General features: G+C 39.6%; 14 protein-coding genes. 3 read left to right on the top strand and 11 right to left on the bottom strand.

Annotation, left to right across the window (positions count from 1 at the left end):
* Nucleotides 1–3 precede the first annotated feature (3 nt).
* From AB1488_06490 to ald, 8 genes are all read right to left on the bottom strand, one after another.
* Nucleotides 4–1,266, bottom strand: coding sequence for a DNA methyltransferase (locus AB1488_06490; GenBank protein ID MEW6409745.1), 1,263 nt, complete (start codon nucleotides 1,264–1,266; stop codon nucleotides 4–6).
* Nucleotides 1,267–1,275: 9 nt separating this feature from the next.
* Nucleotides 1,276–1,455, bottom strand: a complete 180-nt coding sequence (locus tag AB1488_06485) for a hypothetical protein (protein ID MEW6409744.1) — start codon at nucleotides 1,453–1,455, stop codon at nucleotides 1,276–1,278.
* A 24-nt stretch (nucleotides 1,456–1,479) separates the two neighbouring features.
* Nucleotides 1,480–2,457, bottom strand: coding sequence for an XcyI family restriction endonuclease (locus AB1488_06480; protein MEW6409743.1), 978 nt, complete (start codon nucleotides 2,455–2,457; stop codon nucleotides 1,480–1,482).
* Nucleotides 2,454–3,755, bottom strand: a complete 1,302-nt coding sequence (locus tag AB1488_06475; protein MEW6409742.1) for a DNA methyltransferase — start codon at nucleotides 3,753–3,755, stop codon at nucleotides 2,454–2,456. Before AB1488_06475 ends, AB1488_06480 begins: the two co-directional genes overlap by 4 nt.
* 41 nt (nucleotides 3,756–3,796) lie before the next feature.
* Nucleotides 3,797–5,212, bottom strand: coding sequence for a hypothetical protein (locus AB1488_06470; protein ID MEW6409741.1), 1,416 nt, complete (start codon nucleotides 5,210–5,212; stop codon nucleotides 3,797–3,799).
* 13 nt (nucleotides 5,213–5,225) lie between these two features.
* Complete coding sequence (locus tag AB1488_06465; GenBank protein MEW6409740.1) at nucleotides 5,226–5,363, bottom strand: hypothetical protein; 138 nt, start codon at nucleotides 5,361–5,363, stop codon at nucleotides 5,226–5,228.
* 89 nt (nucleotides 5,364–5,452) lie between these two features.
* The gene (locus AB1488_06460; protein MEW6409739.1) at nucleotides 5,453–5,626 is read right to left on the bottom strand and encodes a hypothetical protein; all 174 of its coding nucleotides are present in this window, start codon (nucleotides 5,624–5,626) and stop codon (nucleotides 5,453–5,455) included.
* A gap of 286 nt (nucleotides 5,627–5,912) precedes the next feature.
* A complete protein-coding gene (gene ald / locus AB1488_06455; protein MEW6409738.1) occupies nucleotides 5,913–7,028 on the bottom strand; it encodes an alanine dehydrogenase in 1,116 nt (371 codons plus the stop codon).
* Nucleotides 7,029–7,142: 114 nt separating this feature from the next.
* On the opposite strand from ald, the gene amrS reads away from it, so the two are divergent.
* The 3 genes from amrS (at nucleotide 7,143) to AB1488_06440 (ending at nucleotide 9,029) form a co-directional block, all read left to right on the top strand.
* On the top strand, nucleotides 7,143–8,177 hold the full coding sequence (gene amrS, locus AB1488_06450) for an AmmeMemoRadiSam system radical SAM enzyme (GenBank protein MEW6409737.1): 1,035 nt from the start codon (nucleotides 7,143–7,145) through the stop codon (nucleotides 8,175–8,177).
* 77 nt (nucleotides 8,178–8,254) lie between these two features.
* Nucleotides 8,255–8,383, top strand: a complete 129-nt coding sequence (locus tag AB1488_06445) for a hypothetical protein (GenBank protein ID MEW6409736.1) — start codon at nucleotides 8,255–8,257, stop codon at nucleotides 8,381–8,383.
* A gap of 85 nt (nucleotides 8,384–8,468) precedes the next feature.
* Complete coding sequence (locus AB1488_06440; protein MEW6409735.1) at nucleotides 8,469–9,029, top strand: metal-dependent hydrolase; 561 nt, start codon at nucleotides 8,469–8,471, stop codon at nucleotides 9,027–9,029.
* Nucleotides 9,030–9,135: 106 nt separating this feature from the next.
* On the opposite strand, the gene AB1488_06435 is transcribed toward AB1488_06440, so the two are convergent.
* Genes AB1488_06435 through AB1488_06425 form a run of 3 tightly spaced genes read right to left on the bottom strand, consistent with a single transcriptional unit; the run spans nucleotide 9,136 to nucleotide 12,574 of the window.
* Nucleotides 9,136–10,320, bottom strand: a complete 1,185-nt coding sequence (locus AB1488_06435) for a M48 family metallopeptidase (protein MEW6409734.1) — start codon at nucleotides 10,318–10,320, stop codon at nucleotides 9,136–9,138.
* 16 nt (nucleotides 10,321–10,336) lie between these two features.
* Nucleotides 10,337–11,158: an inositol monophosphatase family protein gene (locus AB1488_06430; GenBank protein MEW6409733.1), complete on the bottom strand. Its 822-nt coding sequence runs from the start codon at nucleotides 11,156–11,158 to the stop codon at nucleotides 10,337–10,339.
* A gap of 18 nt (nucleotides 11,159–11,176) precedes the next feature.
* Complete coding sequence (locus tag AB1488_06425) at nucleotides 11,177–12,574, bottom strand: cyclic nucleotide-binding domain-containing protein (GenBank protein ID MEW6409732.1); 1,398 nt, start codon at nucleotides 12,572–12,574, stop codon at nucleotides 11,177–11,179.
* Nucleotides 12,575–12,720 lie beyond the last annotated feature (146 nt).

Below are 12,720 nucleotides of genomic sequence, written 5' to 3'. Positions count from 1 at the left end.
TTTTTATTTTTGCATGGAAAGAAATTTATTTTTGTATTTAAAGTTCAGAGAAGAATCTACCTGGGCCAGTTTATTTTTAATAAGATGTGCATTTATAAAGGTTTTATTTTTAAGGTAAAGATAGCATAATAGATTACCCTCGTCGTCATATTTTATGGTATCGAATTTAAGAAATACCTTCTGTCCCTTTACCTTCACCTTTAGAAATTGAAGCACCTGTCCATTTATCTCTTTTTTTCCTTTAATTCCGAGCAATCTGACTTTCAAATCATTATCCAGAACCAATATCTCAGGACTTATTATTTCTTTAACTGAATAGTATGTTTCTCTATGATGGGCTGAATTATTATCTATCTTTGAGCCGAATCTTAATTTTTTGGGATCGATTTTTTTATCGAACCTGACAGGGTCTTTAAAGACATAGGGAAGTTTTTTGGTCTCATCCTTAAAATTTATTTTAAGTTTTTCTTGGTGAATTATTTCTATATCAGAGTTCTTTAATTTTGTCTTTATTATTGGCAAAAAATCTTTACTAATCTCATATCCGATGGAGTCTCTACCGAGATTCTTTGCAGCAAGACAGGTTGTACCGCTTCCAAGGAATGGGTCAAGAACTGTATCTCCGACAAAACTGAACATTTTTATCAATCTCCTTGGCAATTCTTCTGGAAACATAGCAAGGTGTTTGTCTTGCTTTTCCCCAGGGAAATTCCAGTGCCCGGAGAAATATTCGTTCCATTCCTCAATAGTGAGCTTTGATTTTTCTTTTACTTCTCTGCTGACCTTCGGAGGATCACCGAGCTTCTTGAAAATTAAAATGAATTCATAGTCGAGCTTAATGATACCATTCCGGGGATAAGGGAAAGAACCCATAATTGTGGCTCCACCTGTCGTATTGCATGTGGTAACCTTCTGCCAGATAATAGCTCCCATGTAATCAAACCCAATAGTCTCGCAAAACTTAATTATTTCTTCTCTTATAGGAATGATCTTATATCGGCCATAATACACGGACCGTGCAAACTGATCGCCAATATTCACGCACAAACGACAGCCTTTGTGTAGGACTCTGTAGCATTCAGTCCAGACAAGATTGAGATTGTTAATATAGTCCTCATAACTGTCATTAAACCCTATCTGGCTCCCATTTCCATAGTCCTTTAATTGCCAGTAAGGGGGAGATGTGATGATGAGGTGAACAGATTCATCCTTTATCTCCTTCATCCTCCGACTATCGCCGATGATTATGGTGGTGTTAGATCTCATAATTTTAAGTTATCCTTCAAAACTGAAATTTTTAAAATAGTCATTCTCAACAGCGAAATCACTGCATAGTTTTTCGAGCTTCTCGATAAATTCTTCGGGCCTGTTGGTAACAATTGCGAAGTACTTAATACGCACATTCGTTTCTGTCATTTCTTTCTTTTTCTTCTTAATAAGTTTTTTACTTTTCATCGCCTAACCTCCATAAATCTTGACTCACTCTATCCTTATCTGATAATGAAACAATTCTTCTAAAAACTCTTGTTTTTTCTTTTCATCGGCAATGATGTCAATCAAATTGAAATACGTATCAATTTCTCGATCTGTTTTTAATTGGGATAAAACAGCTTCGGTAAAGCAACTTGCTAAATAAATAGTTAAGCAATGCGCATTTTCAGATTTGCCTTTTGCAAATGATTTCTTGGCCTCGCCTAAGCGTGTCTGTGCGCCAGCTTTATCCATACTGCCTTTGATTTCGATAGCGACCTTTAACTTATCCTTATTATCTCTGATTGCAATGTCGGGTTCGCTTGAGAAAATAATGCGCCAATTATTCTTCAAAATAAGATGTATTTGTTTCTGTTTTTTACCCTTTATGGTTATATCTTTTTTCTCAGTTGATGAAATGAACTCCTTCTCTTGAGCATATTCTTGTATTATTTCTTCAACAGCCTTTGCTGCTCCCTGCCCAATAATATTTACCCAAGTGCCTTGTATCTCTGAGCCTATTTCTGCGATTAATGCATCCTTTGCAAGGGAGAAAGAGAAACCTTCGGTATCAATAATGACACTTGAAATAACTTTGTTTAAAGTCGCAGAAATTAATCGAAAACGTTCTTTATTATCTCCTTTGCGAGCTTTTGGTAATTTGCCAGATAGAATTTGACTGAGGCCTTTCTGTGATAAGGCAGTTAAACTTCTATAATATTCAACAAGATTTGGACATTTATTTAAAATCTCTGGATGGCAAAAAATCATATGAGGCGGGATGGAAGCCTTTTTAGTAACGATGAACGCCTCTTTAGAAATACCTAATTTTTCGATATCCCACGGAATGCCCTTTATTGAACATTTTTCAACTTGTGCAAATAGTTTCTCGATATCTTTACTTTTCAAAACTGAATAAAAAAGCTTTGCTCTTGCAACGTATGACTTTATAAGTGCTTCATTGAGACTCGATTCTATTCTTTTCATAGAGACTTCCTCCAGAAAACTATGGTTTCTCTCACAGGAAGCTTCCCGTAACGGGCCATCTGCTGTGAACTATTGCCTTTATAGCGTGTTATCCATATTCTTTCAGTTTTGAGACCGTTCAATTCGGCAAGTTCAGATAGAATCAAATCTGTAGGAACCATTTCTCCTTCGAATCGTGCATTTGCTACAACGAGGGCTACAATGCCTCCTGGTTTGAGATAACGTGAGAGTTGTTTTATAACAAGGTTCATATCCTCAAAATATCCTTTTATCATTATTGGAATTCTATCATTATTCAAATCTTTTTCATTGAGATTTTTTAATATTTCATCTATAGCTGAAATGGAAAGCTCTTTGCCATTATGTATTTTTGACTCAATATGAGACCTTAATAAACTATGTCTGATTTCGCTGAGGTTACTCGAATTTAAAGTGCAGAGTTCAAGCGCATAGGTTCTGGAATAGTCATATCTATTCAAATAAGGTGGAGATGTAATAACTGCTCCTATCTTCCCCCAATATTTTTTTGGAAGATCAGGTTCCCTTGCATCTCCTTCTATAATTTCAACCTTTGCATTTCCATCTTTAAAGAGTGCACTCTGTTGTATGCGTAGGTCTTCAATCATATTTGTAAGTTGTCTTCCGAGAGCTTCTTTCACAGAAGGGATGTGCTTATCAACTATTCTAAGAAACTGACCGTCTTTAGACGTATAGCTTACATTTTCAAGAATACTGAGGAGGCCGAGCATTAAAAAGTCCTGAACTGGCTTTTTAAATTGAAGAATACGTTCCTTATAAAAGAGAATTTCTTCTTGTGTATGTTTCGGAAATGCCTTATCAATAATAGAAGCTTCAGGGAAAGAAAGTTTAGGCTTATGAAATTTCTCTTTCATGAGTATTTGAATAGCTTTTTCTAAAACCTTAAGGTTAGGCCAGTCCTGTAGCTTAACTCTTGCAACAAAAATTGCTACTGGTAAAATATCGAGTCCAACTGCCTTGTATCCGAATTCCTTGCAAGCAAGAAGTGTGGTTCCACAGCCTGCAAAAGGGTCAAAGACAATATCTTTCTTGCTTATCTTCCATTCTTTTAAGATGCTATAAACAAGCTGTCTCGAAAATCCTTCCTTGTATTTAAACCAGTTATATACAGGCAGTTTCTTATTAGGGACGTAGGTTACAAGTTGTCTGTAATCCAGACGGTTTTCAAAATATCTGGAATATTTTGCTTCTAAGCGGTCACGTTCAATTGTTGAGTTATCAGTTCTGTGTTCAATTATAGTTGATACTGCTGTTCTCATAAGTTATCCTTCGTTGCCGATGATTATTGTAGTTTTAGGTTTCATGTTCTATTATTTATATCGGGCAATGAAAGTTGTTCACTTTTAGGTATCAACCGTGATGCTTCTTGGAAAAGTCCTTCTGGATCAGGACAGGAAGTAATGCGGTTAAGAAGTTCGTTTAACTCCTCCTTACATACGACAGCAATACCATGTTTACCAGCCTCTTCAAGATGCCCAGTAACTTCAGTCCTCGGAAGTTTTGATACAATTATTGGTTGAATTGAAAAATGTCCAAATCCTGCACTTTTGAGTTTTTCCTTAATAAGAACTGTTCTTTGAATTAGTTTTGCTAATTTGTCTTCTTTATCGAGTAGCCCTATAGTACATTCAATAACTGCAATATTCCCCATGGGTGTAAATGCAATAATATCCGGACCATCTTTTAATTTTGGAATTTGACCGTAATGAAAAATAGAAAAACCTAACGTGTTAAGTAGTAAAGCAACCCCATCTTCAAAATTCTCCGAAGTATATCCAGCTTGCAATAAGAACTTTTGAAGAATATCGTGTTTTTCATCAAACAGATTATGAATCGAGTAACGAGGATTTGTTTGCTTCTGTGGATCACTTACATACCAACTATGTAAAGCTAAGCCCTCATAGCTTAAAAAAGCTTGAAGCCAAGAAGCATCTTCAACTGTGTGATTATACTCTCCTATTAGAGAATCTTTATTGTCAGTCCACCTTATTTTTTCACCGTTTACAGAAAATCGCTTAATACCATCTTTGTTAAAAACTTTACAGCCAACCTTTATTTTAGTCGCATCTAAATCCTGAGATACATTTACAATTATTGTTGAATTGTTGTTATTGATTATAGATTTATCAGAAATATTTGTGGGAGTTCGAGCAACAATTTCCAATGTGGCAAAATCTCCCATCTGCGACAACACAGGGAAACCCATATAGGCAAGTAAATCTTCAATACTATCAAACGGCTGGTCGGCAGATCTTAGTTCCCAATCAAGCAATCGTAAATTCATTGTCAAAATAGCATGTCTTTCTCTTTCTCGAATAATTAGACTCGGAAGTCTTGGGCCATAAGAAATAGCGGGATGATAGATTGGATAACATGTAAAGTCTGGCAGCTCTCCTGATTTATTTTTTAAATTGAACGCATGCTTGGAATATGTTGCTAAACCCTCTTTTGCTTCAAGCAGTCGTTTATCGATATTATTTGGTTCTGCGCTTAATATTTCATGCTGAGCAATAATACTTTGTGTTTCAAGATAAAAATCTGTAATACTATCCTTATAAAGGCTTGTTTCTAATATGATGCGCCCAAATACTAATTTGGGGCCTGTTGGAGATTTGATAGCTACATAAGAACAATTCTGCCATTTATAAACATCTATCCAATGCGATAAAATATCACTAAATTCATCAACAGCATTTTTATCTAAATAGTCATTCATAGAAATATTTTTCTCATCCCTGCCATACTATATACTGTCTTCTGCCCGACACTTTAGAGACTAATTCAAATACGATGCTTGTGATGACAAACCACTTTATGGCAAGAAATTTTCCTATAAGCCACGTCAATAACGAAAAACCTTTAACCATGGGCATCACCTCCTTATTCAGCTTGCCCAAATATCGTCTCCCTTTAGTCGGTATCCAAAATATTGGGCACAAAACAGTATGATAGATATTTACTTTTCTTTCCTCACCCCTTTAAACGGTTCTTTATCCGCTTTTTGATCAATAAATCTTCCTGTGGCTATATCTCTCTTAATCCATCGCTCATTATGTGGATTGTGAACTTGTGAACGGTCTCTAACTGCGCCTTGCCTGTGATTATCTCCATAAGGTGCATTCTTAGCCATAGCTACCTCCTGAACATTAATTCTTCAACTGATTCAATTGAATCATAAATTAAGGCTTTTGTCAAGCAAATTTTCGAGGTGACTCGGATAGGTAGGTATTACCTTCTAAAAAGTTAACCCACAAGTTCGGTATGACAGATTCTCTTTATCGAAGCTCTCCTGCAGCAGGGGACTCCAGCAAGCTGCAGGGGATCTTCGAAATGTAAGGAATTATTTCATTTTATATTTGCTTGCTTACCCCGCAGCAAGCTGCGGGGAATTCGCTCGCTTTGCATTTTCAAGTCTTTCAGGGGAGCATTAAGATTTCAGCAATATTTTTATAAGCGATACCCATTGAATCTGCCAGTGTCTTATGAACAACCTCACCCCTGTAAGTGTTAAGAGCGCTTTTGATGGTGGGGTCTTCCTTGATTGCTCTTTCGATGCCTTTGTTAGCTATAGTTTTGATATATGTGAGTGTTGCATTAGTCAGTGCAAGGGTTGATGTCCTTGGATATGCACCGGGCATATTTGCAACTGTATAATGAATTATGCCATCAACCTCATAAACAGGATTATCATGTGTGGTGGGTCTTGATGTCTCCACACATCCACCCTGATCCACAGATACATCTATTATTACAGTGCCTTTTTTCATGGTCTTAAGCATCTCTCTGCTTATCAGTATCGGGGTTCTTCCACCGGGGACAAGAACTGCTCCAATTACAATATCTGCATCCCTTATCTCTTCCTTTATATTATGTTCTGTAAGGGGTAAGGTCTTTACTCTTCCCAGAAATATTTCATCGATCTTCTGCAATCTTTCTGACCCTCTATTTATTACAACAGTATCCATTCCAAGCCCGATACAGACACGGGCAGCATTGGTGCCAACAATACCTGCACCGAGTATCAATGCCTTTGCAGGTTTGACTCCGCCTGCCCCTGTAGAGAGAATCCCTTCGCCTCCATTAATCTTCTGAAGGTAGTATGAACCCATGATGGGTGCCATTCTGCCAGCAATCTCACTCATCGGAGCAAGTAAAGGAAGGGTTCCATCTTTCTGGAGGGTTTCATATCCGAGAGCAATCACCTTTTTATTCAGGAGTAGTTCTGTAAGTTCACGGTTTGGTGCCAGATGGAGGTATGTGAAGATTGCCTGCCTCTCTCTGAGCAAATCGTACTCAGAGGGGGAAGGCTCCTTTACCTTGACGATGAGTTCTGCCTTTTTGAATAGAATTTCCCTGTCAACAATATCAGCATCTACCTTCAAATATTCATCGTCAGAAAAGCCACTACCTTCACCAGCGCCAGTCTCTATAAGGATTGTATGACCATCCCTTTTGAGTTCTTCAACACCAAAGGGTGTAATTCCAACCCTGTATTCCTCTTTCTTTATCTCTTTTGGAACACCTATTATCACGCTACAATCCTCAAACAGATGGCGATTATTATATGAGGTATTTTATATGCTTGCAACAAATTTATGTTGTATTAAAAATTTGTAACTGTTCGGATTAAGGTTTAAAATTAATTTATGGAAAAAGAGGCGTATCTGTACACAGGGCTTGCTGATGGAAAGGTCATATGCCTTACCTGCCAGAGAAGGTGTGTTATCTCAGAAGGCAAAAAGGGCTGGTGTCATACAAGGATGAATAAAGGCGAAATGCTCTATAGCCTGATATATGGAGAAGTATCATCTTTATCAATAAACCCCATCGAGAAAAAACCTGTCTTTCATTTCTACCCTGGCTCAAGGTGGCTTTCTCTTGGCAGTGTTGGCTGTAACTTCAGATGCCCCGGCTGCCAGAACTGGGATATATCACACTGGAAAGTAGGAACGATGTATACAGAATATCTGCCTCCAGAAGAATTGGTCTTAAAGGCAAAGTCTACAGGGTGTATTGGCATCTCCTGGACATTCAATGAGCCAGCACTATGGTTCGAATATACCCTTGATGGTGCAAGGCTTGCCAGAGCTCAAGGACTTTATACAAATTATGTGACCAATGGATTTATTACAGGAGAAGCTTTGGAGGCGATTGCACCATTCCTTGATGTTTACAGGGTTGATATAAAAGCATTTTCTGACAGGACATATCTTAGAACCTGTCATATAGAAGGGTTTGAAGGAATCCTCGAAATAACTAAAAAGGCGAAGGAATATGGAATGCATGTAGAGTGCGTCACAAATGTTACTCCAGGATTTAATGATAATAAGACAGAACTCCGGGATATTGCATCATGGATAAAAATTAGCCTCGGTCCTGAGACCCCATGGCATGTAACGAGGTTTTATCCCCATCACAAACTCAGTCATCTATCATCAACACCTATCTCAGACCTTGAAAGGGCACGGATGATCGGAAAAGAGGAAGGGCTATGGTATGTGTATCTTGGCAATGTTCCAGGCCACAGGTGGGAAAATACATATTGCCACGAATGCGGAGAGTTGTTGATAGAAAGGTATATTTTTGAGATTATCAGGAATAAGGTTGAAAAAGGTAGATGTCCGAAATGCGGTACCTTGATTCCTGGAAGGTTTGAAGCAAATAATGGCAAGGAAAAATAAATGAGATTCCATTTACCATTTTAGCCTTCTTTGGCGAATATAAGCTCAAAGATGTTCCCAGTCCAGATGTAGATCAAATGCTTGAGGCTTATCAGGCAGCAAAAGAAGCTGGATTAAAGAATATCAGATTGGGAAATCTCGGTGTATTTGTGAAAAGTGAAAAGGATTATGAAATTCTTTTAAAATCAGTTAAAGAGGCGATTTAAAAAGAAAGATCTGAAAGATGTCCTACTATGAAAAACAAAAAATTGCTTATTGATGGAGACTCGGTGTGAATTCTGAGGTAAGGTAATGAGCCCTGTAACGCATTTCTTTATAGGTTGGCTTGTTGCAAATACGGCTAAGTTAGACAAGCGCGATAGGGCACTTGTAACCGTTGCAGGTATTATCTCTGATGCAGATAGTCTTGTGATTGTTGCCGATTTATTGGCGGGAAAGAGTGAACCTTTTCGATGGTATGGGGAATTTCATCACGTCTTGACTCATAACATAGGGTTTGCTTTCTTGGTAACACTTTTAGGTTTTATGCTCGCGAAACGAAGGTGGATTACTACGTTCCTTGTATTTATCAGCTTCCATCTCCACCTGCTGGGAGATATAGCCGGTTCTCGTGGCCCTGATGATTATCAGTGGCCTATCCCCTACCTGTGGCCCTTTTCAAATTCTTTTCAATTAGTATGGGAAGGACAATGGAAACTCAATGCATGGCAAAATGTAGTGATTACCGGAATTGTCATCGTTCTTACCTTATTTTTCGCATGGAAGAGAGGCTATTCTCCACTTGAGATGATTTCTGCAAAAGCAGACGCTATTTTTGTGCGAACTCTCAGACAGCGTTTTGGTAATCCTTAATCCAGCCTTTATTTAATTGTTACTTCTTAGATCTTCTAAAAAGTTAATATTTGTAGGTGAAAGAAATAACCCAACCTGACCCCTCTTAACTCCCCTTCGTAGAATCCTATTGAAATCCCTTGATATACCTTATCCTCTCCAGTATAGGAGGATGTGAATAGTATAAGGTAACATAGAGTGGATGTGGATAGAGATTTGAGAGGTTTTCTTTTAAGAGTTTTATAAAGGCACTCACCATGCTCTCTACATCCTTTGTGAGATCATACGATGCCCTATCAGCCTGCCTTTCATGCCTTCTTAAAAAGAAATTCACGAATGGTTTCAAAGGCAATAAAAGAATACTAACAAGGAATGAAAGGATAATAAATTTTGCAAAAATAGTGTTTGTGCTTATATTGAAAAGCGTTAAAATAAAATCACCTTGAATGAGTCTGTGTGTGAGATAAAGGACAATAAGTGAAAACATCCCAAATGCAGCAAGGGCTTTCAATAAATGCTTCTTTTTCCAATGCCCTATCTCATGTGCAAGAACAGAGAGTATCTCGTTATGATTCATCCCTTCAAGTAGGGTATCATAAAGCACTATTCTCTTTGTTTTCCCGACGCCAGTGAAATAGGCATTAGTATGTCTGCTCCTCTTTGATGCATCCATCTGGAATATCCTGCCTGCGTGAATATTGGCTTTTTCCACTAATTTTAAAATTTTCTCTTTTAATGATTCATCTTCGATGGGTGTGAATTTATTAAAAAGAGGCTCAACGACATAAGGAGATATATACATTATAAAAATGCTGAAAATAAAGAGAAAGCCCCATACCCATAACCACCAGAGATTTGGGTCCAATCGAATAAGCCAAAGTCCTGCAAATATAATCAGAGACATTATGACAGTAGAAATTAAAAGCGATTTTATAAAATCTGATATCCATAGTCTGAAGGTCATGGTGTTGAATCCATACTTGTTTTCTATCTTAAAGATATTGTAGAGATTAAAAGGCACTGAGAGGATTTCTCCAGCATAAAATAAGAACATAAAAAAGAACCAACCTGAGATAATAAAGGAGAGGTTCAAAGATGCTATCCATGTATTGTATATGTTCAGCAGGCCACCGAAGATAAATACGATGGTGACAATATTACCAAATAGTGATGAAACAAAGCCAAAGCGGGTTTTGTCTGCTTCATATTCCTGAGTCTTTTTCAGCAATGCTTCATCTATCTTCCCCTCAAATTCAGGTGGTATTGTCGCACCTGCCTTTCTCATGTGCCTGAGATTGAGGTACTGAATCATATATTCAAAAACCTCTTTAATGATGTAAAGACAGAGGATAAAATACACCCTTTACTTCCTTCAATATCTCTTTATGAATTACTGGGTTTCCTGCGACAATATTGCCTGTAGACAAATACTCAGTCCCTCCGCTAAAATCAGTAACGATCCCTCCTGCCTCTTTTATTATGAGGCTTCCTGCTGCCACATCCCAGGGGCTGAGGCCAAGCTCAAAAAATGCCTCACATCTTCCGCAGGCAACATATGCGAGGTCAAGTGCAGCAGCACCAGCCCTTCTCAGGTCGCTCACTTTATGGAGGATATTTTTGAAGAGCTTTAAGTATTCATCAATTAGATTTTTCTTTCTAAAAGGGAAGCCTGTTGTAATGAGGCTATTTTGCAAAGCAGTGACAGCAGATACCTTTATCGGTTGTCCATTTAAGAATGCCCCTTTCCCTTTCTCAGCAGTAAAGAGTTCATTCTTCAAGGGATCGAAAATAACCCCAGTGATTATTTCATCTTTATGTTGAAGTGCCACAGAAACAGCAAAGACTGGGAATCCATGGATATAATTTGTGGTGCCGTCAAGTGGATCAATTATCCACAGGTATGTACCTGTGTCAGTATCCCTGCTGGATTCTTCTGCGAGGAAATAGTGATCAGGAAACTTTTCTTTAATTATCCTTATGATAGCATATTCCGATTCCTTATCAATACGTGTAACGAAGTCTGATGCTTGCTTTAAACCAATGTCATTTTTCGAAATCTTACCGAGATTACTTAGAATGATATTGCCTGCAACTTTTGCTGCTTTAATAGCAGTACTCAGAAAATCGGCTCTTTTGCTATTGGTAATCACAAAGATACTCTCTGATCGTTAAGACTCAAGAATCTTGAAGGCTACCGCCGAGAGGAATCCAGCCAGCGTGCTCAAACCAACGATGTTGGGACCACCCAGATGCACTGCTTCGGGAATCATTGTCTGTGCGATCATCGTCAGCATGGCACCTGCAGCGACTCCCTCGATGCCCGCTATAACAATGTGACCTACTTCGGCACCGACGGAGTAGCCCACAACCGAGCCTAAGGCTGCCATTACCATCAACGATACCCACAATGCAAGAATCTTTGGCGCCTTCCAGTCCTGATTCTTCATACCTATACTGCTCGACATCGCCTCAGGAAAATTCGACAGAAACACGCCGACAATAAGCATATAGGGAATAACCTCCACGAAACTCGGCATGCCGTGAGCCATCTTAGCGGTTAATATCGCCAGAAAACCAGCACCGATGACGAAGCTCTCAGCGGCGCCGTCTAGCAAGCTGCCCAACCAGATCGCTAACGGGGCACCTTTGTGCTCGCTTGCGGCGAGTCTTATCTCATGGGGAGTTGGCAGAGAGGTGCTCTGGCGCAGAGCGTTGGATGCCTTCTCTGCCCAATCAGCGGCGGCATGGGCAGCGACTTCTTGGTGATGTCGCAGTTCGTCGAGACGCTGACTTGCCAGTCGCGTGGTTGCTTCCTCGAGTTCTGGTAATGTCTTACGGATCCTGTCGAAGTCTTCCTTAAGTAGAACAAAGGCGACGGTGTGACTATGGGCTACCGCCTCTGCCGTCCGTGGCGCTCCTGTCAGCAGGGCGATCTCGCCTAAGATATCACCGGTGCCTAAGGCTTTAAACTCTTTACCGTCCAGCAACAGCGTAATTTTGCCTTGCTCAAGAAAGTACATCCGATCTCCCCGATCTCCTTGTCTGAATAGTCTCTCACCCGCCTCAAAAGTTACGGGTCGCAAATATTCCACCAACATCTGCACATGTTCGGGTGGGATGTTCCGAAAGAACTCAATTTGGCCCAGTCGGTGTAGCATCCGTTCGGTTCGTCGCTTCCGGCGTTGGCTGAGGTAAGTGATAGTAGTAGCCGTTTTGCGCAGGTATCCACCTTTTGCATTCAGGAGTTGATCCAGTACAATAAATAGGATACCTCCGACAATACTCCCGACCAGCAAGGCAAACAGGGCAACCAGTGCACTACCCCCGTGGACTTCAACATTGGAACCACTCGCTCCCTGTCCCATCACAGCCAGTGCAGTAGGGGCTACCAATTCCACACTCAAGGCTGCCAGAAGGGCTCCTGCGCCAAAGGCTGTCAGGGCTGCTGTCACCCATGCTTTGGGTTTCCAGAGTACTCCAAGCATCGCTCCCATTGGCAGTGATACAGCGCTTAGACCCCCTAACAGAAGTGCCCACAGGGCATGCTCGATAGTGAAACTGGGCATAATTTCTCCTTACTACTTATTGTCAAGTATCAGCTTTATTCCCCACCCCGGTATCAGATTTATTCCCCACTTTTTCCAGGTTAAATTATAAAACTCGTCCTGAAGCTTTGTCCATAATTATCACAAAATAATTTCACCCCCTTCTT

The sequence above is a fragment of the Nitrospirota bacterium genome (genome assembly GCA_040756155.1).
In the GTDB taxonomy this organism is placed as follows: Bacteria; Nitrospirota; Thermodesulfovibrionia; order JACRGW01; family JBFLZU01; genus JBFLZU01.
Note: the sequence above shows the minus strand (reverse complement) of the source record. Positions and strands in the feature narration are given on the sequence as shown.

Excerpts from the sequence above, each read along its gene's own strand:
- AB1488_06475 (MEW6409742.1), bottom strand. The coding sequence starts at position 3,755 with ATGAGAACAGCAGTATCAACTATAATTGAACACAGAACTGATAACTCA.
- AB1488_06465 (MEW6409740.1), bottom strand. The coding sequence starts at position 5,363 with ATGGTTAAAGGTTTTTCGTTATTGACGTGGCTTATAGGAAAATTTCTT.
- AB1488_06485 (MEW6409744.1), bottom strand. The coding sequence starts at position 1,455 with ATGAAAAGTAAAAAACTTATTAAGAAGAAAAAGAAAGAAATGACAGAA.
- amrS (MEW6409737.1), top strand. The coding sequence starts at position 7,143 with ATGGAAAAAGAGGCGTATCTGTACACAGGGCTTGCTGATGGAAAGGTC.
- AB1488_06440 (MEW6409735.1), top strand. The coding sequence starts at position 8,469 with ATGAGCCCTGTAACGCATTTCTTTATAGGTTGGCTTGTTGCAAATACG.
- AB1488_06425 (MEW6409732.1), bottom strand. The coding sequence starts at position 12,574 with ATGCCCAGTTTCACTATCGAGCATGCCCTGTGGGCACTTCTGTTAGGG.
- AB1488_06445 (MEW6409736.1), top strand. The coding sequence starts at position 8,255 with ATGCTTGAGGCTTATCAGGCAGCAAAAGAAGCTGGATTAAAGAATATC.
- AB1488_06460 (MEW6409739.1), bottom strand. The coding sequence starts at position 5,626 with ATGGCTAAGAATGCACCTTATGGAGATAATCACAGGCAAGGCGCAGTT.
- AB1488_06470 (MEW6409741.1), bottom strand. The coding sequence starts at position 5,212 with ATGAATGACTATTTAGATAAAAATGCTGTTGATGAATTTAGTGATATT.
- AB1488_06435 (MEW6409734.1), bottom strand. The coding sequence starts at position 10,320 with ATGATTCAGTACCTCAATCTCAGGCACATGAGAAAGGCAGGTGCGACA.
- AB1488_06480 (MEW6409743.1), bottom strand. The coding sequence starts at position 2,457 with ATGAAAAGAATAGAATCGAGTCTCAATGAAGCACTTATAAAGTCATAC.
- AB1488_06490 (MEW6409745.1), bottom strand. The coding sequence starts at position 1,266 with ATGAGATCTAACACCACCATAATCATCGGCGATAGTCGGAGGATGAAG.